This window comes from Kitasatospora sp. NPDC057965 (assembly GCF_042887135.1).
Classification (GTDB): Bacteria; Actinomycetota; Actinomycetes; order Streptomycetales; family Streptomycetaceae; genus Kitasatospora.
Genome location: NZ_JBHVPZ010000005.1, coordinates 265488 through 283847 on the forward strand (window position 1 = coordinate 265488; position 18360 = coordinate 283847).

Consider the following 18360-nt stretch of genomic DNA (forward strand, 5'->3'; position numbering starts at 1 on the left):
AGGGACCGGTCGTCCCCGTCGGCCGCCGCGCGCCGGCTCACCCCGGGCACGAGCGGAACCGCAGTGCGGGCACCACCGCGCAGGCCGCCCGTGATCTCCGCACACCCGAGGAGTACACCCATGCACGCCGGCACCGCCGTACCACCGGTCAGACCCGTCCCCGCCGACCGCGCCCTGCGCGCGGTCCGCGCCCCGCTGCTCGTCCTCGCGATGCTGGCCGCCCTGCTGGGCGTCAGCCTCCCGGTGGCCGGCCCGGCGAACGCCGCCGTGCCCGACCGCTGGGGCTTCGCGTTCCTCGACACCCCGACCCCGCCGACGCCGGGCTACGTGCCCGACACCAGCCGCCAGTGGGGCAGCTGGCCCTCGCCGGCCGCCAACCCGGTGAGGGTGGACCAGCTCGGCACCGGGTCCTACGTCGTGCACTTCCCGCTGATCGCCGGCCCCGGCGGCATCGCGCACGTGACGGCCGTCGGCCGCACCGGCAGCTGGTGCCAGGTCCGGGGCTGGTCCACCGCCGGCACCGGGCAGGACGTCTCGGTGGGCTGCTACCGGCCGGGCGGCGCTCCCGAGGACACCCGGTTCACCGTGCTCTACACCACCAGCAGCGGGGTGCCCGCCCCGGCCGTCGGCGGCTACGGCTACGTCTACGCGAACACCACCGGCGCGGTGATCACCCAGTACAACTCGACCGGCGGCACCAACGCGGTCGGCTACGGCGGCACCGGCGTCTGGAAGGTCTGGCTGCCCGGCCTGGGCCAGGCCACCCCCGTCGGGAACATCGAGGTCACCGCCGTCGACCCGGTCAACGGCGCGCGCTGCAAGGTCGCCGACTGGGCGCCCTCCGCGAGCGGCCAGACCGTCGTCGTCAACTGCTACAACGCCGCCGGCGCGCCGTACGACACCCGCTGGACGCTGAGCTACGCGGAGAAGCGGGCCGTGCACGGGGCGGCGCTGCCGCCCAAGTCCTACGGCTACCTGTGGTTCAACGGCGGTGTGCCGGGCGGGACCAACTTCAACTCCTCCGGCGGGGTCAACACGCTCGCCGGCTCCGTCCCCTACACCGTCAACCTGCCGAACATCGCCGTGCCCTCGGACACCGCGCAGGTCACCGCCTTCGGCCCCGGCCCCGACTACTGCGGCCTGGCCACTCCCTGGGCCCGCAGCGCCGGCACGGTGAACCTCTACCCGCTGTGCTTCAACAGCTCGGGCGCTCCGATCGCGTCCCGCTTCCTGACCGCGTACACCTCCGCGTTCTGATCCTGCCGACCGCCACACCGCCCGTCGCCGGGCCCGGACGCTCGCGGCGTCCGGGCCCGGCCCCGGTGCCGGGAGGGGGAACGGGGGGGACGCGGGCGGGCGACGAACGGTTGGTCCGGATGCCACCGTGCGGGTGCGGCGGGCCGGTCCTGCGGTCACGTTGAGGAGATGGACATCGTCGTCGTACTGGAACCGGACACACCCACCAACATCCGGATCCTCGGGCCCGACCACACCCCCGCGGAGCCCGAGATCCCGGTGCGCCGCGCGCACACCGCCCCCACCGAGGCCTCCGGAGCCTGCGGCCCCCGCACCCTGTGCGGCCTGGACACCTCCGACATGACCCTCGCGCCGCACCGCTCCGGCGAGCTGGGCGGGGCCCGGACCCGGACCCATTGGCACACCTGCAGCACCTGCCGGAACGCCGGGGAGAGCCTCACCCCCGAAGCCCCCGAAGCCCCCGCCGCGCCCGCCGCGCCCCACGTGCCCAGCGCCTCCGACGCACCCGACGCACCCGACGCACCCGGTGCCGCCCACGCCGGGAACGCCCGCGCGGGCGACGATCCTGCTCCGTGAACCGCCGTTTCCGGGGCCGCGGCGAGCACCTTAGGCTGACCGGATGACAACTGACCGCAAGACCCTGCTCGCCCCGGTGCTCCTGGCCGGACTCCTGCTCGGGACGGCCGCCTGTTCGTCGTCCGGTGCGGCGGACGCCCCGTCGGGTGGCGGGGCGCTCTCCTTCGGCAAGGTGAAGTCGGTGGTCCAGGGGCTCGGCCCCGATGCCTCCTGCCCGTTCGGCCTGGACCTGGCCGGGGCGCTGAAGGCGGTCGGGATCGAACGCGGTGTCACCCCGGCGGCCGGTACGGGCGGGCGGCCGGTGCGGGCCGAGGTCGTCCCGGGCGAGGAGGCCCGGGCGATTCCGTCCGGCGTCACGCCCAGCCCGGCGGTGGCGTCGCTGCCGGCGCGGCCCGAGAGCGTCCAGGTGTGGTGTTCCTACACCGCCGGGACGACCCCGCTGGAGATCGCCGTGCTCGCCGCCCCGGCCGAGGGGATCGCGCTCAACCTGGCCCTGCCCTACCTCCAGCAGGCCGGCGATCTGACGGGCGACCAGCTGGTCGCCGTCTCGGGCGGCCAGCCCGCCCCCGGTCAGACCGGCACCACCCCCGGCCGCGGGTCGGTCGGGATCGCCCGGATCGCGGTCGCGGACAAGGGCGACCTGACGCTGCTGGTCAGCCAGGGCACGAAGGCGGCCACCCCGGACGCGGCGCTCACCGGCGAGCCGCTGCGCGCGCTGGCCGGCAAGCTCGCCGCGCAGCTGCACGTCTGAACCGCACCCGGACGGCCGACCCGGTCACCACCGGGCCGGCCGCCGGACCCGCCCTTGGGGACCGCTCGCCGGCCCGCTCGCGGTCAGGGCCCGGCGGTGTCCGAGCGCTGGACGGGTACGGTCGGGACCCGGTCGTGCTGCAGGGACCGCAGGTCGGCGAACATCCCCGGCTCGGCAGCCAGCCGCTCGAACGTCCCCTCCTGGATCACCCGGCCGTGGTCGAGCACCACGATGCGGTGCGCCACCCTGGTGTTCTCCAGGTTGTGGGTGACCAGCACCGTCGCGCAGTCCCTGGCGACCTCGGCGAGACCGGTGAAGATCCGGTGCTCGGCCCGCGGGTCCATCGCGCTGGTCGGCTCGTCGAGGATCAGCAGGGTGCCGGCCCGGGCGCGGTGGAAGGCGGCCGCGGTGACCACCCGCTGCCACTGCCCCTCGCTGATCTCGGCGCCGCCCCAGAACTCCTTGGCCAGCAGGGTGTCCAGGCCGCCGGAGAGCTCGGCGATCACCTCGTCCGCGCCGGTGGCGGCGGCCGCCTCCAGCACCGCGGCGTCGCCGGCCTCGTGCGGCTGACCCAGGGTGATGTTCTGCCGCGCGGTGAGCGGCCAGTGCGCGAAGTCCTGCTGCACGAGCGCCGTCTGGCGCCACAGCAGGTCCGGATCGAGGTCCCGGGTGTCGACGCCGTCCCAGGTCACCGTCCCGCCGTCGGGCAGGGTGAGGCCGCACAGCAGCTTCATCAGCGTGGACTTCGCCGCCCCGTTGACCCCGACCACGGCGACGATCTCGCCCCGGCGGACCCGGAAGTCCACACCCTTGAGGGCGACCCGGTCGGATCCCGGGTAGCCGAAGGTGACGCCCGTGGCCTCGATCACCGCCGTCCCGGCCGGCGGGGCCAGCGCTCCGCGGTCCAGGCGCTGGGCCCGGGCCATCGCGATGAACTTCTGCCAGTCCCCCACGTACAGACCGGTGCGGTGGACGGCGGCGCTGTAGTTGGCGGCGGTGTGCAGGTCCGCGGCGGCGGAGCGCAGCGCGATCACCGCGGTGCCGGCCGAGGCCAGGGTGACCCGGCCGTCCGCGAGCAGCCAGGCGAGGCCGCCCCAGACCAGGCACGCCCCCACCCCGGACGCCGCGGCTCCGTACAGGCCGAGCACGGCGGCGCGGCGGGCGGCCGTGTCGCTCGCCTCGGTGACCTTGGCGACGGCCCGCCGGTGGATCCGCAGCAGGAACGGCGCGATGGTGTTCGAGCGGACCTCCGCGGCCAGTCGGCGGTCGCAGAGGAACCAGCGCAGCACATCGGCCGCGCGGGTCGCGCCGAAGGTGGACATCATCGCCCGGTAGAAGGCGTTGGCGGCCGCCGTGCGCGCCAGGGCCTGCGGAATCACCGCGAGGACGAGCAGCGGGAGCAGCACGGGGTGGATCGTGGCGATCACGAACCCGGCCGCGACCAGGCCGGCGGTGTAGCCGATCACGTCGCGCGCCTGGGAGAGCAGGTCCCGGGTGGCGCTCGCGCCGCGGTCGCCGGCGTCCCAGGCGGCCTGGAAGCTGGGGTTGTCGTAGGCGACGAGCTCGGCGCGGGTCGCGGCGTCGATCAGCTCCAGCTCGGCGGCGCGGGCGATCTTCGGCCCGATCCGCTCGGCGGCCCACTCGCTGGTGATGCGCAGCAGGGCGGAGGTCCCGGACATGGCGGCGAGGAACGCCACCGACGGGAGGGAGCGGGTCAGGCGCTCCGCGATGGAGCCCGCGCCGCCCACCAGTTGGGTGATCATGCCGGTGGTGGCCAGCAGGCCGAAGGCCTGGGCGACGGCGGAGGCCGCCGCGCAGCCGAGGAGGACGAACAGGGCAGGCCGGTCGGCCTGCCGGCCGAGGCGCAGCGCGAGGGCGAGGAGCCGGGGCAGCGCCCGGGCGGTGGCCCGCAGGGTGGTCTTGGTGCCGTCGATGATCTCCGCGTCGCTGCCCGGGGGCTGCCACTCCATCATCACGGAGTCGTCGGCGCCGTCGGTGGCCGTCGTGGTCGTCGTGGGGGTGGTCGTCGTGGGGGTGGTGGGGCTCGGCGAGCTCACGCGGCGGCCTCCTCGCGCGGGTGGACCGGCCGGGGCGCTCGCCCTCGAACGGCTGTCCCACGAGGAGTTCCGGCGAGTGAACTCCGCCGTTTCGCAAAGGACTTGGCTGTCCTCCAGGGGGCTCTCATGGCGGAGGATCCTGCCCCGGCCACCCCGCCGCGTTCAACCTCGGCGGTTCCGGGCGAGCCTGGAGCGAACAACCCTTTTTCGATTCCGGACGGGGCCGCCCTAGAAGGGCAGGTCCTCCAGGACGGCACGGGCCGCGTTGTGGCCGGGGATGCCGCTGACGCCGCCGCCGCGGATCGCTCCCGCGCCGCAGAGCAGGACGTTCGGGTGGGCCGTCGCCACTCCCCAGCGGGCGGCGGCGCCGCGCGGTTCCTCCGTGGCGTACGGGAACGCGAGGTCGCGGTGGAAGATGTGGCCGCCGGGCAGACCGATCTCCCGCTCCAGGTCGAGCGGCGTCTTCGCCTCCACGCAGGGCCGGCCGTCGGCGTCGGTGGCCAGGCAGTCGGCGATCGGCTCGGCCAGTGCCTCGTCGAGGCGGGCCAGGCTCGCGGCCAGGGCCCGCTCCTTGGCGGCCGGGTCGGCGAACAGCCGGGCGGGCTGCTGCAGGCCGAACAGGGTGAGGGTCTGCCGGCCCTGCCGGACGGCGTCCGGGCCCAGGATCGAGGGGTCGGTGAGGGAGTGGCAGTAGAGCTCGGACGGCGGCGCCGAGGGGATCCGGCCGGCCGCCGCCTCGTTGTACGCGGTCTCCAGCTGACGGTAGCCCTCGGCGACGTGGAAGGTGCCGGCGAACGCCTCGCGGGGGTCGGCGGCGGGGTCGCGCAGGCGCGGCAGTCGGCGCAGCACCATGTTGACCTTCAGCTGCGCGCCTTCGGGCGCGGGACCCGGGTCCTCGCCCAGCAGCCGGGCCAGGGTCGCCGGGGCGGCGTTGACCAGGATCCGGCGGCCGACCGCCGTCGCCTCGCCGTCGCGGTGGCGGTAGGTCACCTCGGCGTCGCCGGTGCCGTCGGTGGCGAGGGCGGTGACCTCGCAGCCGGTGCGCAGTTCGGCCCCGGCCGCCCGGGCGGCCGTCGCGAGGGCGTCGGTCACCGCGCCCATGCCGCCGACCGGGACGTCCCAGTCGCCGGTCCCGTTGCCGATCACGTGGTAGAGGAAGCAGCGGTTCTGCCGCAGTGACGGGTCGTGGGCGTGGGTGAAGGTGCCGATCAGCGCGTCGGTGAGGACCACGCCGCGCACCAGGTCGTCGGCGAAGGTCGCTTCGAGCGTCTCGCCGAGCGGCCGCTCGAACAGGGCCGCCCAGGCCGCGTCGTCGCCGACCCGGCGGCGCAGTTCGGCCCGGGTGGGCAGCGGTTCGGTGAGGGTCGGGAAGACCCGTTCGGCGAGGCCGGCGGTCATCGCCTGGAAGCGCCGCCAGGCCTCCCACTCGCGGTCCGCCCCGGTCAGCGCCCGGAAGGACGCCCGGGTTCGGCCGGCGTCGGCCGCGTCCACCAGCAGGCCGGTGGGCTTCCCGTCGCGGACGGCGGGGGTGTACGAGGCGATCCGGCGCCGCCGCAGGTCCAGCCGCAGGCCGAGGTCCCGCACCACCGTGCGCGGCAGCAGGCTCACCAGGTAGGAGTAGCGCGACAGCCGGACGTCCACGCCGGTGAACGCCGGGGCCGACACCGCCGCGCCGCCGACCCGCGGCAGCCGTTCGAGGAGCAGCACCCGGCGGCCGGCGCGGGCCAGGTAGGCCGCCGCCACCAGCCCGTTGTGGCCGCCGCCGACGATCACGACGTCGTGCCGGGAGGACGAGTTCGCCATGTCCGGCACGGTACGCGACCGGGGCGGCCCGGGGAACACGGCGGGCGGCGGCGGGTCAGGCCGAGCCGTGGGGGTCCCGGGAGAGGCGGACGTCGACGCTGTGCTCGGAACGGACCAGCCGCAGCATGGGGCAGCGGGCGTCCGCGGTGGCCAGCAGGTCCGCCAGGGCCTGCGGCGAGGCCGGGCCCCGCAGCTCGACCTCGGCCGTCAGGTCGTACGGCACGGCGGGCGCCTCGGTCGGAACGCCGAAGAACCGGGCGTCGTTGTTGCGGGCGTTCACCCGGACCTCCACCCGGTCCAGCGGGAGGTCCTCCAGGGCCGCGACGCACAGGATGGTGTGGGTCAGGCAGGTGCTGACCACCGCGCAGAACAGCTCCGGCGAGGTCGGGCCGAGGCCGAAGCCGCCGATGTCGGGCCCGCCGTCGCCGATGAAGGACCAGTCCCCCACCCTGACCTTGCGGACCCCGGTCGCGTCGTCGGCCACGCAGACCGCGCCGACCTCCTCGTCCCAGTCGGAGCTCTCCGGCCGCCGGCGGGCGGCGTCGCGCATGGCCGCCCCCTTGTCGCGCAGGTGCTCGGCCAGACCCGGCCCGGGGACCGCGGGTATGTGCGTCATGGTCCGTAGCGTACGGGCCGGAGTCCCCTCCCGGGGCGTCTACGGCCGCATTCACGGGGATCGCCGCGACGGGTGCGGTGGCGGCTTCAGCGGCGGGTTCGGCGGCTGACGACGGAACGGGCCGGGCGGGGAGGGGCTCTTGCGAACCCCTCCCCGCCCGGCTGTCGGGGGCGTCGCTAGCGGGTGCCCGGCTCCTCGGAGTCGGTGTCGTAGGACGAGGTCCCCTCGTCCAGCAGCGGCTCCTGGGTCTTGAGGTGCGCGGGGGCCAGCGCCCGCAGCACGTGGTAGCCGGTGATGACGACCAGGGTGCCGAGCGCGATGCCGCTGAGGCTGAAGGTGTCGGTGAACTTCAGGGTGACGTTGCCGATGCCGATGATGATGCCCGCGGCGGCCGGCACCAGGTTCAGCGGGTTGCGCAGGTCCACCTTGGACTTGATCCAGATCTGCGCGCCGAGCAGGCCGATCATGCCGTACAGGATGACGGTGATGCCGCCGAGCACCCCGCCGGGGATCGCGGCCACCACGGCGCCGAACTTGGGGCAGATGCCGAACAGCAGCGCGAAGAAGGCGGCGGCCCAGTAGGCGGCGGTGGAGTAGACGCGGGTGGCGGCCATGACGCCGATGTTCTCGGAGTAGGTGGTGTTCGGCGGGCCGCCGAGGGCGGTGGACAGCATGGAGCCGACACCGTCCGCGGAGATCGCGGTGCCGAGCTTGTCGTCCAGGTTGTCGCCGGTCATCTCCCCCACGGCCTTGACGTGGCCGGCGTTCTCGGCGACCAGCGCGATCACCACGGGCAGGGCCACCAGGATCGCGGACCACTGGAAGGAGGGTCCGTGGAAGGTGGGCAGGCCGATCCAGTCCGCCTTGCCGACGCCCGAGAGGTCCAGCCGCCAGTGGTCGGTGAGCTGCCCGCTCCCGTCCACCGAGTGGATCTTCCCGAAGACCTGGTCGAACAGCCAGGAGATGCCGTAGCCGAAGAGCAGGCCGAGGAAGATCGCCACCCGCGACCAGAAGCCGCGCAGCGCCACCACGGCCAGTCCGGTGAACAGCATCACCAGCAGCGCCGTCCACTGGTCCTGCGGCCAGTAGGTCGAGGCGGTGACGGGCGCGAGGTTGAAGCCGATCAGCATGACGACGGCGCCGGTGACGATCGGCGGCATCGCGGCGTGGATGATCCGCGCGCCGAAGCGCTGGACCGCCACGCCCACCAGGAACAGCGCCACACCCACCACGAACACGGCGCCGGTGACGGTCGCGCTGGTGCCGCCCTGGGCCCGGATCACCGCGGCGACGCCGACGAAGGAGAGCGAGCAGCCGAGGTAGCTGGGCACCCGGCCGCGGGTCGCCAGCAGGAAGATGACGGTCGAGACACCGGACATCATGATCGCCAGGTTGGGGTCGAGCCCCATCAGCACGGGCGCCACGAAGCTCGCGCCGAACATGGCCACCACGTGCTGGGCGCCGAGCCCTGCCGTCCGGGGCCAGGAGAGCCGTTCGTCGGGGCGGACGACCGCTCCCGGTGCGGGCGTACGCCCGTCACCGTGCAGCTTCCAGCGCACGCCGAGATCCATGTGGGGGTTCGCTTTCTCTGTACTTCCGGGGGTCTTTCCGCACCATTCTCCTGGTCACCCGGCCTTTCGCCCGCCACCGCCCCCCTGCTGGACCGCGCGCTCGGCGCGGTGGAGGCCGGCCGGTCAGCGGCCCGGCAGGGGGAAGGAGGCGCGGGTGCGCCACACCGTGCCGTCGTGGACGACGAGTTCGACCGAGGAGACCCGGGCGGTCACCGGGAGCAGCGCGGCGACCTCGGCCTCGGCCCGGGCCAGGACGCGCTCGTCCTCGTGGTGGGCGACGGTCAGGTGCGGGCTCCCGGTGGGGTGGCGGGCCGGCGGGCGTGGAGGAGGGCGGCGTCGAGCGGGAGGGGGGTGTGGGCGAGCAGGTCCAGGCCGGCGGCGGCGAGGAGGGCGCCGTAGTGGTCGGCGGTGCGTTCACGGCCGCCGACGTTGCAGAGCATGTGGAGGTCCCAGGCGGTGGCGAGCGACGGGGAGCCGTCGGCGGGCAGCAGGCGTTCGAGGACGAGCAGGTCGGCGTGGGCGGGCATCGCGCGGGCGCAGTGGCGCAGGATCGCGCGGCAGCGTCGGTCGTCCCAGTCGTGCAGCACCCGGGACAGGAGGTAGACGTCGCCGCCCTCGGGGACGTCGGCGAAGTCGCCGGCCCGGTACTCGCAGCGGTCGGCACAGCCGGCCTCGGCCATGGTGCGGCGGGCGGCCTCGACGGCGTGCGGGCGTTCCAGCAGGATGCCGCGCAGTCGCGGGTGGGCGGTGAGGACGCGGGCGAGGAGTTCGCCGTTGCCGCCGGCGACGTCGACGACGGTGGCGCCGGCCGGCAACCGGGCGGCGGCGGTGAGGGCCGGGTGGGCGGGGACGGGGTCGAACATCCGGGCGCTCGCCGCCATGGAGCGGTCGAAGAGTTCGGCGAGTTCGGGGTCGCGGGCGAAGTGGTCGAAGTGGTTCTCGCCGTAGAGGTGGTCGAAGGCGGGCTCGCCGGTGCGCACGGCGTGGTCGAGGGCGCCGAAGGAGCGATAGAAGGGGCCGCCGTACATCAGGGCCAGCGGGCGCATCGAGCCCGGGGCGTCCTCGCGCAGCAGCGCGCCGACGGCGGTGAGGCGGTGGCCGTCGTCCTCGGGGGTGACGACGCCGAGCATGGTGAGGTAGCGCAGCAGGGTGGCCAGGGCGCGGGGGTGGGTGCCGGTGCGGTGGGCGAGGGTCGCCGGGTCGACGGGGGCGGCCGGGTGCGGGGCCTCGTCCGGATGAAGGGCCTCGGCCGGTTCCAGGGCCTCGGGCAGGCGCAGGCGGGCGGCGACGGCGAGCGCCTGGGTGGTCCACGCGCCGGTCAGCAGGCGCAGCAGGGTCTCGGCGGGCGGCCGGGGGGCCGGGGCGGCCAGGTGGGCGGCGAGGGCGGCGCGGTGGTCGCCCGGTGCGTACAGCTCCAGGCGGCGGTAGCCGGCCCGGGAGTCGGCGGGGGCCGTGAAGTAGAGGACGGTGCCGTTCTCGTGGGGGTTGTGGCCGCCGCCGTCGGGGGTGGCGCCGTGGTCGGCGAGCAGGGCGCGGAGACCGCGCAGCAGGACCGGCTCGGGGTCCGGCAGCTCGAAGGCGAGGTGGGCCTCGTGCTGGTGGGTCCGCTCGTGGTCGGCGAGCGGCCGGAGTCCGGAGCCCGGCGGCACCGGCAGTGCGAACACCTCGACGGTGCGCGGCGTCGGGCCAGTACCGGGCACGGGGACGCGCCGGATGGTGACGTCGAGCGCGGCCACCGGGCGGTGGTGGCGCTCGGCCAGCCGCTCGCGGACGACGGTACTGGGGCCCGGCGGCACGTCGGCGGGCAGGCCGCAGGCGGCCAGGTCCGCGTACAGCGCCGCCGGGTCGGGCGGGAAGACCAGCAGGGCGGCGTGCGCGAAGCGCAGGTGGCGGGTGAGGGAGCGCAGTGCGGTGGTGTCGAGGCCGGGCAGCAGCAGCGGCAGGAGGGTGGCGGTGTCGTGACGGCGGACGAAGTCGGCGGTCGCGCGCAGGCGGGAGGTGTCGTCCTCGGTGGTCATGGCGGTACGTCCTCGGTGCGTTGATCAGTGGTGTCCGCGGATCAGCGTGCGCGGATCAGTGGTGTCGGAGGCGGTCAGAGGCCGACGTAGTTCTCGGCGAACCAGTCCTGCTGGGCGCGCGAGGTGCGCAGGGCCGACAGGCGGGCGCGGCGCAGTCCCTCGTCGAAGGAGGACGGGCCGCCGTGCGGGGAGGGCACGGCGTGCAGCAGCCGGACCATCCAGTGCGAGAACTCCTGGGCGCGCCAGATGTGCTCCAGGCAGCGGGCCGAGTAGCCGGCCAGCGCGCGGCCGTCGCCGTGGGCGAGTTCGTCGACCAGGGCGGCGGCCAGCAGTTCCGCCTCCAGGACGGCGAGGTTGGCGCCCTTGGCGGCCGAGGGGGTGATCAGGCTCGCGGCGTCGCCCGCGAGCACCAGCGCGCCGTGGCGCAGCGGTTCGACGACGTCGCACTCCAGGTCGACGACGCTGCGCTGGACGATGCTCCCCCGGTGCAGCGGGCCGTGCTCGGCCGAGCGCATCCGTTCGTCGAGTTCGTGCCAGATGTGGTCCTCGGACCAGGCGTCGGGCGGGGTGCCGCGCTCGCACTGCAGGTAGTAGCGGGTGATCCGCGCGGTGCGGGCCATGTGGCCGGCGAAGCCGCGTTCGTGCACGGCGTAGCCGACGGCGTCCAGGCTGGGGGGTGCCTCGGCGAGCAGACCGAGCCAGGACAGGCCGTGGTCGTGGTGGTGGACGACGGCGCCGGGCGGCAGTGAGCGGCGGGCGGCGCCGTGGCGGCCGTCGCAGCCGGCGACGTAGCGGGCCCGCCAGCGTACGGGGCGCCCGTCCGGGCCGCTCGCCTCGACCACCGGGCGTTCGCCGTCGGTGTCCAGCACCCGGTGGGCCTCGGTGGCGAGGTGCAGCCGGCCGCCGGCGTCCAGGTAGGAGGTGAGGAGGTCGGCGACGAGGTGCTGTTGCGGGTAGACGGTGTGGCACTCGCCGCGGCCCAGGTGCGCGTAGTCGAGCCGGAAGCGGCCGTCGGCGGTGCGGAACTCGCAGGTGGCGTGGGGTTGGCCGCGGCGGTGCAGACCGTCGGCGAGGCCGTGGCGGTCCAGGACGCGGACGGTGTGCGCGGCGAGGAAGCCGGCCCGGGCCCGGGTGTGCAGGTGGGCGCGGTCGGCGCGTTCCAGGACGACGCAGTCGATGCCGGCCCGGTGCAGGAGGTTGCCGAGCACGAGGCCGGCCGGGCCGGCGCCGAGGATCACCACGTCAGCCGACTCTTCGACCATGTCCGCTCCCCCGTTTGCGTTCTGACGGCTGGTCACACAGCCTCAATGGTAACGACCGGTGGATACGGAAACCGGCACAGATCACTCTCAGGAGTGAGCGGAACGGCCGTCGGCGAAACGGAACCGGCCGGTGCCCGGCCCCGGAGGGCCCGGCACCGGCCGGCGCTGCGCGGGATCGTCAGAGGTTGTAGACGATGCAGCCCGCGGCCATGGCCGCCGCCTTCTGCTGCCAGGTGTAGCCGTAGTTGCGGGACGCCCAGGCTCCCCGCCCGCAGAGGATCACGAAGGGCCTGACCCATGTCCAGGCCCGGCGCACCCAGCCCCACCCCCACTGGCCGTCGAGGTCGAAGTGGGTGTTCGGGTCCTGGAGCACGTAGTCGTAGGCGGTGGCGTTGCCGCCCGGGACCGGGTCGGTGGTCAGGAACCGGCCGAGCGTCGGGTCGTACAGCCGCACGCCCATGAGCACGGCCCCGGTGGGCGTCTCGGCCGAGCGCTGCTGGGAGCCGAGCCAGCCGTACCGCAGCGGGGCGGTGCCGGGCGCGCGGTTGCCGTACTCGTCGTAGGTCACCGCGATCGGCGCCCGGCCCTGGTCGAGCGGCAGGACGACGACGATGTCGCCGTGCAGGTTGGCGAGTTGGAGCTGCACCCCGCCGGTCTTCGCGGTGGTGGCGCCGAGCCCTCCGGCGGGCGTGGCGACCTGGCGGGTGAGCTCGCCGGTGGCGGTGTCCTCGACGGTCCAGCTGGGACTGTCGCAGGCACACCCGTAGTGGTTGATCCGGCTGCGCGAGGGGGTCCAGCCGCTGCCGGGGTTGACCTCGGCGGTCCAGGCCCGCAGGCGCAGCGCCGGGTCCAGCGTCCAGGTCTGCCGGTCGGTGGCGGTGCTCTGCTGGCGGACGAGGTCGTTGGCGTAGTAGGAGGTGGTGGCGCCGGGCTGGGCCGTGGTCCGGCCGAAGGCGTCGTAGACGTAGCCGGGGTCGGTCAGGCGGTCGGCGGTGTCGTAGCCGTGCTGCTCCGGGGTGCCGCCGGAGGTGGCGCAGTCGGCGCCGGGCGGCGCGTTGACGGAGCTGCGGGCGGTGCGGTTGGTGTTGCGGTCGAAGGTGTAGGTCCGGGTGGTGCAGACGCCGTCGGCGGCCGAGGTGGTGCGGGTGAGGCGTCCGACGGTGTCGTAGCCGAAGACCTGCTGGGAGGCCGAGGCGAAGGTGGCGGTGTGGGTGGCCCACTGGCCGTGCACGGTGGTGCTGATGCCGTCGCCGAGGACGGTCGTGCCGTCGCTGTCGCGGGTGTAGGTGCGGCTGACCGGGGTGCCGGTCGGGCTGGTGGTCTGGCGCATGGTGTAGCCGCCGGGGAGTCCGGTGCCGACCACGGTGCCGTCCGCGTCGTAGCGGGCGGTGAAGATGCCGGCCACCGAGTCGCCGACCGCGGTGGGCAGGCCGCGCGGTTCCACGGCGGTGTCGTAGGTGTAGGTGAGGGTGGAGGGCGCGGAGTCGGAGACGAGGACCGGCCGGTCGAGCTTGTCGTAGCGGGTCGTGGTGGTGGCGCCGTCGGCGTCGGTGTAGGCGATGGTGCGCCCGAGGCGGTCGTAGGCGGTGGTGACGGTGCCGGCGCCGGCGGCGGACGTGGTGGTCTGGCGGCCGGTGGCGGCGTCGTAGCCGGTGGTCACGACCGGGACCGGCTGGCCCGGGCCGGTGACGGTGGAGCTGGTGCGGCGGCCGGCGGCGTCGTAGCCGGTGGTCGTGGTCCGCTGGGCGCCGTTGGCGGTCTCGACGGTGCTCGTGGTCTGGCCCCAGCGGTCGTACTCGACGGTGCGGCGGGGCAGTTGGGCGGGGTTGGCGCCGCCGCCGGTGATGTCGCCGGCGGGTCCGACGGAGCAGACCTGGTCCGCCCACTCGGGCCGGGCGGCGCAGGGGCCGCTGCCGTCGGCGGTGTAGTAGGAGGTGGTCGTGGTGCCCGCGTCGGTGCCGGTGGAGGCGGGCAGGCCGGTGCTGGTCACCCGGCCCTGGGCGTCGTAGCCGGTGGTGGTGGTGAGCCGGGCCCCGTCGGGGTCCTGGACGCTCGTGGTGGGCCGGCCCTTGGCCCAGTCGTAGCCGGTGGCCGTGGCGCGGGCGTCGGCGAGCAGGGCGGTGTCGATGCGGGGCTGTCCGCCGACGGTCTCCTTGGTGACCTGGTCGCGCACGGTGGCGCTGCCGTCGGTGGGCCGGCCGCCGTCGTACTCCTTCACCGTCCGCTGCCGAAGGGGCAGTTGGGTTCCGGCTTCGGCGACGACGGTCGTCCCGGCGGTCAGTTTCCGTTCCAGCGTGGCGTAGTGGAGGGGGCCGAGGACCTCCAGCTCGCGGTTGCCGTCGGCGCTGTAGGCCGTCGTGGTGGAGAGCAGGTCGGCCCGTTCGGCGCTGCCGAGGGCGGCGATCCCGAGGGTGGCCAGGGTCGCGCGGTCCTGGTCGGTGGCGCCCAGGGCCAGTGCGCGGTTGGCGGCGGTCAGTTGGCGGACGGTGTTGCCGGCCGCGTCGTGGTCGGTGGCGGTGACGGCCCCGCCGGGCCGGACGGTGTCGGTCTCCAGGCCGGAGGCGTCCAGGTAGTGCACGTCGGCGCGGCCGTAGCCGTTCGCGGGGAGCTGCGTCCCGGTGCCGGCGGCGGGTGTCTGGTCGGGCGGGAAGACGGCGGTCGCGTCGGTGGGGGTCTCCCGCTGGCCCCAGGAGGCGGTGGCGGCGCGGCCCAGGTCGTAGGGGGCGCCGGCGCCGGTGACCGGCACGTCGTAGACCAGGGTCGTGGTGGCGGTGCCGTCGACCTGGTCGGCGGAGCCGGGGGCCAGGGTCGGGCGGGAGGCGGTGAGCAGCATGCCGTCACCGGCGGCCGGCGAGTTGCCGGCCCGCCCGTAGGCGAAGGTCCAGGGGAGCTCGCCGGGCGGGGTGAGGCCGGTGACGCGGCCCGCCGTGTCGTAGGTGTACGCGGTCTTCAGCGCGGGGGTGATCCTCGGGTCCCAGGTCTCCCGGAGCCGGCCGTTCGTGTCGTAGGCGTAGCGGCTGACGTCGACGGCGGTGGCGGCGCTCGCGCCGGGTTCGGTGGACCACAGGCGGATCGCGCTGACCTGGCCGGCGACGTCCCCGAGGGCGGCGGCGGTCGCGGTGGTGGCGCCGGCGTAGACGAACTCCAGGACGCGGCAGCCGCGGACGGCCGGGTCGGCCGCGCAGACGGAGGAGGCGACCGCACTGGTCGGGGCGACCACCCGCTGCGGTCGGGTGAGGACCGGTCCGTCGGGGCCGGTGACGTTCTGGGAGACGATCGTGCTGGTGCTGTTGTCGAGCCCCCGGGTGGCCGAACGGGTGAGCGTCCAGGCGGTGGCGGCGGGGTCGGTGCGGGTGAACTCGGCGGTGTCGCCGTTGCTGTCCGTCAGGGTGAAGCCGGCGGCGAAGGAGCCGGTCAGGGTGAGGTTGGCGGCGCCGGGTTCGGGGACCCAGCCGGTGGCCGTCCCGTCGGCGGTGAAGCGCAGCGCCGTGCCGTCGGTGCGCCGGACGTCCAGCGAGGTGTCCGAGGTGCGGCCGATCGCGGTGTAGCCGGAGTCCTTGCGGCCGGTGGCGGTGCCGGAGAGCCACTCCTTGCCGAAGATCGCGGCCTGGCCCGCCTGGGCCGCGCCCTCCTGGGGGGCGCGGGAGGAGGCGGTGCGGGTGACGGCCGTGCCGAAGAAGGAGGCGTCGGTGCGGCTGAGGGCGTAGCCGCCGGTCAGCAGGTTGACGGTGCCGGGGCCGACGGCCGCGGTGGCGGCGTTGTCGGCGGTGCGGTCGACGATCGCCTTGAGCGGGTCGCTGGAGCCGGTGGCGCCGCCCGGGCCGGTGAAGTCGGCCTTCAGCTGCACCGCGCCGTCGGGGCTGACGGTGGTGGCGGCGTCCCAGGCGAGTTCCGGGCTGCGGCCGGCGGTGAGCGCGAGCGGCCAGCCGGTGAGCGGGGTGCCGGCGGCGCTGACGTGGCCGGGCGGGACGGGTGCCCAGGCGTCGGCGTCCGAGCGCCGCCAGGAGAAGGTCACGGCGTCGAAGCGCGTGGCGTCGGCCTCGGCCTGGAGCGGCAGCCGGGCGGCGGTGCGCCGGCTGTCGGAGGGCCTGGCGATGCCGCCGGCGCCGGCGTGGAACTCGTAGGCCAGGGCCTCGGAGCGGTTGTCGGCCCGGTCCACGCTGCGCACCCGGAGGGTGTTGGTGCCGCCGTGGGTCGGCGTGGCCAGCAGGCTGACGGGCGCGTTGGTGCCGCCGGTGGCGATGCGGTTCCAGGTGCTGCCGTCCAGGGTCCACTCCAGCCAGCGGTGGTCCGCCGACGGGGGTGTGACCACGAAGGTGCCGCTCTGGCCGACGCCCTTGACCCAGGCGGCCGAGGGGTAGTCGGTGGAGGTCACGGCGGTCGGCGCGGAGGGCGCGGCGGTGTCCACCGTGAAGGTGCGCCAGGGCGACCAGGCGAGGTTGTAGTGGGTGCCGTCGTAGGGGTTGGTGCGGAAGCGGTAGGTGCGGCCGTCCTGGAGCAGGCCCGCCGGGACGGTCGCGGACACCGGTTCCCCGCTGGCGCCCCACGGGGAGACCAGGTAGCCGCCGACCGGCTGGTCGGTGGCCGCGTCGACGATCTGGAAGGTGCCGTTGATCCGGTCGTTGTTGGAGTCGGCGAAGGTGTCGCGCAGGACGGGGGTCAGGGTGTTGACGGTGTAGACGCCGTCGTCCGCGAAGAAGGGTGGGCCGGCCTGCTGGTCGGTGCCGGTGCGGGGGCGGTAGTTGAAGGTGACCGACAGCTTGGGGATCTGGCTCGCGGCGGCGTTCCCGGAGTAGAACTTCTTCCACCCGGCGGTGTCGGCCTCGTTGGCGGCGCGCAGGCCCAGGCCCTGACGGCCCACCGTGGACTGGCCCGCCCAGTACTGGAGCAGCGAGGTGACGTCGGCGTTGACGTAGGCGCCGTTGGCGCAGTTCTGGCCGCGGGTCTCGGTGGACGTCGCGAACTTCTGCAGCCAGGCCGGCTGGTTGGTCCAGCGGCTGGCGGTCGTCGCGTTGTTGGTGTCCCAGACCTCCCAGGCGGCGGGCTTGGTGCAGTCCCAGGAGTGGAAGTTGTAGAGCGACAGGGTGGCCTTGGAGACCAGGGCGTCCTTGATGGGCGCCATGTCCCAGCTGATGAAGGAGCGGGCGATGCGGGGTTTGGTCTTCGGGACGTCCGCCCAGTCGCCCGGCCAGCCGATCTTCAGGTCGGTGGCGCTGGACGCGTCGGTCGTCTCGCCCTGCTGGACCCAGGTGTCGAAGACGTCGGACAGCCCGGTGTCCGAGGGGTCGACCGTCACGGGGTAGCGGGTCGCCGGGTCGGCGAGGAACGCGGCGTCGGGGCTGAGGCGCAGTTCGACGGTGTCGCCGGAGCGGGTGACCTTCAGGCCCACCGCTGCCCGGCGGGTGTGCTCACCGGACTTCGGGTCGACGGTGGCGTCCCACATGACCGGGGCGGGCATCGTGGAGAGTTCGCGCCCGGTGGCGGACTCGACGAACGTCACGCCGCCGTCCTCGTTCTGGCGCGCGTCGATCCCCGGGGCCTTGATCGGCAGGGTGTAGTCGGCGGGACCGGTGGGGCGCCGCTTGAGGATCACGGACTGCTCGTAGCCGGTGCGGGTGGCGTCGATGACGAGGTCCGCGTCGGGCAGGACGTCCTGGTAGGTGGCCCGGGCGCCGTCCAGACGGGGTTCGGGCAGGCCGCCCCGCCACTGCACCGCGACGCCCCGGCCGCCGGCGCTGAGGGTGAGCAGGTCCTCGGCCGGGGCGGCGGCGGCCTCGGCGAAGGAGGCGGCCCGCCGGGCGCTCGGCGCCCCGGCCAGGGCGAGCCCGCGCGGGTGGGCCCTGGAGGCGACGGAGCCGTCGGGGCGCTTGGCGAAGCTGACGTCGACGTCGGCCCAGTCGCCGTCCGGGCGGCGCATCCGCACCGGGCCGGCCGCGACCTCCAGGGTGAGGGTGCCGTCGGGGTTGGCCCAGGTCGTCGCCGTCTCGGTGCGTTCGGTGGGCACCTCCACCGGCTTGCCAGTGAGCCGGGCCGCGAGCCGGGCGGAGGCCCGGTCGCGGGCCGGCTGCTGGGCCGCCGCGGGCTTGCGGTCGGCGGACGACGGCTCGGGCTCCGGCCGGGCCGAGGCGGGCTGCACTCCCAGAAGCAGTCCGCCCAGCAGGGCGGCGGAGAGGGTGGCCGCCGTCCAGCGGCCGCGCGGTGCGCGGGTACGGGCACGGGTGCGGGAGCCGGGCGGGCCTCCCGCGGCGGGTGGGAACCATGACACAGGCACACTCCAGGGGCGATCGCCGGAACGGGACACTGTCCTTGGGTACGCACGTGCTCTCGGGCGGCGGCCCGCGCCGCGGATCCGCGCTCGGCGGATGCGGTGGCCCGGTACGGTGACGTGGCACTGTGACGTGGTGCGGAGGCCTGGAGCGGGGTGGACGCGGGGCCGCGCTGCTACGGCC

General features: G+C 75.2%; 10 protein-coding genes and 1 pseudogene. 3 read left to right on the forward strand and 8 right to left on the reverse strand.

Annotation, left to right across the window (positions count from 1 at the left end):
- Nucleotides 1-120 precede the first annotated feature (120 nt).
- The 3 genes from ACFVVU_RS08650 to ACFVVU_RS08660 all read left to right on the forward strand — a co-directional run bounded on the left by ACFVVU_RS08650 (nucleotide 121) and on the right by ACFVVU_RS08660 (nucleotide 2584).
- Nucleotides 121-1257: a hypothetical protein gene (locus tag ACFVVU_RS08650; RefSeq protein ID WP_387788816.1), complete on the forward strand. Its 1137-nt coding sequence runs from the start codon at nucleotides 121-123 to the stop codon at nucleotides 1255-1257.
- Nucleotides 1258-1425: 168 nt separating this feature from the next.
- Nucleotides 1426-1833: a hypothetical protein gene (locus tag ACFVVU_RS08655; RefSeq protein WP_387788817.1), complete on the forward strand. Its 408-nt coding sequence runs from the start codon at nucleotides 1426-1428 to the stop codon at nucleotides 1831-1833.
- 43 nt (nucleotides 1834-1876) lie between these two features.
- Nucleotides 1877-2584: a hypothetical protein gene (locus ACFVVU_RS08660; protein WP_387788818.1), complete on the forward strand. Its 708-nt coding sequence runs from the start codon at nucleotides 1877-1879 to the stop codon at nucleotides 2582-2584.
- 83 nt (nucleotides 2585-2667) lie between these two features.
- Here ACFVVU_RS08660 and ACFVVU_RS08665 read toward each other — a convergent pair whose 3' ends face one another.
- The 8 genes and pseudogenes from ACFVVU_RS08665 to ACFVVU_RS08700 all read right to left on the reverse strand — a co-directional run bounded on the left by ACFVVU_RS08665 (nucleotide 2668) and on the right by ACFVVU_RS08700 (nucleotide 18176).
- Nucleotides 2668-4641 (reverse strand): ATP-binding cassette domain-containing protein, encoded by a 1974-nt coding sequence (locus ACFVVU_RS08665; protein WP_387788819.1) that lies wholly within the window; start codon nucleotides 4639-4641, stop codon nucleotides 2668-2670.
- A 228-nt stretch (nucleotides 4642-4869) separates the two neighbouring features.
- On the reverse strand, nucleotides 4870-6444 hold the full coding sequence (locus tag ACFVVU_RS08670) for a phytoene desaturase family protein (protein ID WP_387788820.1): 1575 nt from the start codon (nucleotides 6442-6444) through the stop codon (nucleotides 4870-4872).
- A 55-nt stretch (nucleotides 6445-6499) separates the two neighbouring features.
- A complete protein-coding gene (locus tag ACFVVU_RS08675; protein ID WP_387788821.1) occupies nucleotides 6500-7060 on the reverse strand; it encodes an OsmC family protein in 561 nt (186 codons plus the stop codon).
- 176 nt (nucleotides 7061-7236) lie between these two features.
- The gene (locus tag ACFVVU_RS08680; RefSeq protein ID WP_380715313.1) at nucleotides 7237-8631 is read right to left on the reverse strand and encodes a uracil-xanthine permease family protein; all 1395 of its coding nucleotides are present in this window, start codon (nucleotides 8629-8631) and stop codon (nucleotides 7237-7239) included.
- Nucleotides 8632-8859: 228 nt separating this feature from the next.
- Nucleotides 8860-8916 (reverse strand): annotated as a pseudogene (locus tag ACFVVU_RS08685) (hypothetical protein); the annotation flags it as partial.
- On the reverse strand, nucleotides 8913-10649 hold the full coding sequence (locus tag ACFVVU_RS08690; protein WP_387788822.1) for a methyltransferase: 1737 nt from the start codon (nucleotides 10647-10649) through the stop codon (nucleotides 8913-8915). The gene ACFVVU_RS08690 and the pseudogene ACFVVU_RS08685, both read right to left, overlap by 4 nt.
- Before the next feature lie 74 nt (nucleotides 10650-10723).
- On the reverse strand, nucleotides 10724-11911 hold the full coding sequence (locus tag ACFVVU_RS08695; protein WP_387788823.1) for a 4-hydroxybenzoate 3-monooxygenase: 1188 nt from the start codon (nucleotides 11909-11911) through the stop codon (nucleotides 10724-10726).
- Nucleotides 11912-12089: 178 nt separating this feature from the next.
- On the reverse strand, nucleotides 12090-18176 hold the full coding sequence (locus ACFVVU_RS08700) for a DNRLRE domain-containing protein (RefSeq protein WP_387788824.1): 6087 nt from the start codon (nucleotides 18174-18176) through the stop codon (nucleotides 12090-12092).
- Nucleotides 18177-18360: the final 184 nt, after the last annotated feature.

Bases quoted from the DNA above. Each gene is read 5' to 3' on its own strand.
- ACFVVU_RS08650 (WP_387788816.1), top strand. From the start codon at position 121: ATGCACGCCGGCACCGCCGTACCACCGGTCAGACCCGTCCCCGCCGAC.
- ACFVVU_RS08655 (WP_387788817.1), top strand. From the start codon at position 1,426: ATGGACATCGTCGTCGTACTGGAACCGGACACACCCACCAACATCCGG.
- ACFVVU_RS08660 (WP_387788818.1), top strand. From the start codon at position 1,877: ATGACAACTGACCGCAAGACCCTGCTCGCCCCGGTGCTCCTGGCCGGA.
- ACFVVU_RS08670 (WP_387788820.1), bottom strand. From the start codon at position 6,444: ATGGCGAACTCGTCCTCCCGGCACGACGTCGTGATCGTCGGCGGCGGC.
- ACFVVU_RS08675 (WP_387788821.1), bottom strand. From the start codon at position 7,060: ATGACGCACATACCCGCGGTCCCCGGGCCGGGTCTGGCCGAGCACCTG.
- ACFVVU_RS08680 (WP_380715313.1), bottom strand. From the start codon at position 8,631: ATGGATCTCGGCGTGCGCTGGAAGCTGCACGGTGACGGGCGTACGCCC.
- ACFVVU_RS08690 (WP_387788822.1), bottom strand. From the start codon at position 10,649: ATGACCACCGAGGACGACACCTCCCGCCTGCGCGCGACCGCCGACTTC.
- ACFVVU_RS08695 (WP_387788823.1), bottom strand. From the start codon at position 11,911: ATGGTCGAAGAGTCGGCTGACGTGGTGATCCTCGGCGCCGGCCCGGCC.